At 38.7% G+C, this 2496-nt stretch carries 1 protein-coding gene; it reads left to right on the forward strand.

What is annotated here, in order from left to right; all coding sequences use genetic code 11:
• The coding region (locus tag ABD715_RS17730) for an Ig-like domain-containing protein (protein WP_344789671.1) at positions 1 to 2496 on the forward strand (2496 nt) is incomplete at both ends.

The raw sequence follows: 2496 nt of genomic DNA on the forward strand, positions 1-2496 counted from the left end.
TAACTGCAACTGCTGCTCAAGATAGTCCTGTGGTTTGTTTTGGAGAAGCTAATGGTTCTGCTACTGTAACACCTGCTGGTGGTAATGGAAACTATACTTATTCTTGGGATAACGGTGAAACTACTGCGACTGCAACTGCTTTAAACGCTGGAACTCATACCGTAACTATTACAGATGATAAAGATTGTAAAACAACTGCAACTGTTAATATAACACAACCTAGTGCTGCTTTAACTGCCTCAATAACAAGTGTAACAGATGTATTATGTAACAGCGAAGCTACGGGAAGTATCGACATCTCTGTTGATGGTGGTACTGCTCCTTATACATTTGTTTGGAATGATACTAATAATTCAACTACTGAAGATTTATCTAACGTAATTGCTGATGCTTACAATGTAACTATAACAGATGCTAACGGATGTACTACATCTATTGGCGCTACAATTTCGGAACCAACTAGTCCGCTTAGCTTAAACATTACCAAAATTGATGCTACTACAGCTCAAGGATGTGCTAATGGTGAAGCTACTGCTATTGTTTCGGGAGGTACTTCAGACTATACTTACCAATGGAGTGCTTCTGCTGGAAATGTAACAACTGCTACTGCTTCTAACTTATCTAATGGTACGCATTCTGTTACTATTACAGATGCTAATAATTGTCAATTAACTCAAAGTATTGTTATCGAATGTGTCAATACTTGTGATGCTGAAATTACAATAGCTGATGTTACTGATGTACTTTGTACTGGTGATGATACGGGTGCTGCTACAGTAACTGCTAACTCTGAAGCTAATCCTAGTGCTACATTTACATTCACTTGGTCTAATGGGCAAGTAGATACAGGCGTAACATCTAGTACACTTAGTGCTGTAAACGCAGGTGTATATTCTGTAAGTGTTACTATAGACGGTACGGTTTGTCAAGCGGTAGAAGAAACAGTTTCTATTACAGAACCTAGTAACGCTTTAAATATTACTGCTACAACTACAGACGAATTAGGTCCTAATACGGGTGATGGTACTGCTAGCTCTGTAACTACTGGTGGTGTGGAGCCTTATACATACTCTTGGTCGCCTAACGGAGAAACAACTAGCAACATTACAAATCTTACTGCTGGTTCTTACTCGGTAACCGTTACAGATGCTAACGGATGTACAGATACAACAACTGTAACTGTTAATCCTGGTAGCTGCTTAAACTTATCTGTAACAGGTAACTCTACGCCTGCTGTTTGTTTTGGTGAAGAAAACGGAAGTGTTACTGCTACAGTAACTGGTGGTTCTGGTAACTTTACTTATGCTTGGGATATTATTCCTAATACCACTGCTTCTGTTAGCGATTTACCTGCAGGAGATTATACCATTACTGTAACAGATACAACGACATTATGTACAACGAGTACAACAATTACTATTAACGAGCCTAATGTATTAAGTTCTGCTATAGCTGTTTCTAACATATTATGTAAAGATGATGCTACAGGATCTCTTGATCTTGCTGTTAACGGTGGTACTGCTCCTTATGTATTTGCTTGGGATAATGGTGATACTTCTGAAGATTTAATTAACGTGATTGCTGGAACTTATAATGTAACCATTACAGATGCTAATGGGTGTACAACTACAAATTCTGCAACTATAATTGAACCAGACACTAATGTATCAGCTTCTATTACTGAACAGACTAATATCAGTTGTGAAGGTTTAGGTAGTATAACGGTTGAAGGAGCTGGTGGAATTAGTCCATATTCTTATTCTATAGATGGAGGAGCTAATTACCAAACTACTGGTGTTTTTACTGATCTACCTGAAGACATTTACACAATTACAGTTATCGATGCAAACGGATGTAGCATAACTGTAAATACTGAAATTCTTATTAACTGTACAGATGCTATTGCCGATATCAACAACACTTTTATTGATCAACCAGTAACGGGGAATGTATTAACCAATGATGAAGATTATGAAGGTGATGCACAAACAGTAACTGAAAACACAGATCCTGCGAATGGTACTGTGGTTGTTAATCCTGATGGAACTTACACCTACACGCCTAATGCTGGATTTACTGGTCAAGATTCGTTTGAATATACAATCTGTGATGATGGTAATCCTCAAGCTTGTGATACTGCTACAGTTTATATCGAAGTATTACCGACTAGTGGTCCTGGTAACGAAGCGCCTATAGCGAATGCTGATACTGCTACGACTCCGGAAGGTACTCCAATTAATGTCCCTGTTATTACAAATGATTTTGATCCTGATGGTGATGCAATCACAGTGACAGAGACTACGGATCCTGCTAACGGTACGGTAACTCTTAATCCTGATGGAACCATTACTTATACCCCAGAAGATGGATTTACTGGTGAGGATACCTTCACTTACACCATTTGTGATGATGCGAATCCTGCACTTTGTGATACTGCTACGGTGACAGTAACGGTACAACCTACAGATGCACCTAACTCAACGAATGCAAATGATG

The organism is Postechiella marina (genome assembly GCF_039538365.1).
In the GTDB taxonomy this organism is placed as follows: Bacteria; Bacteroidota; Bacteroidia; order Flavobacteriales; family Flavobacteriaceae; genus Postechiella; species Postechiella marina.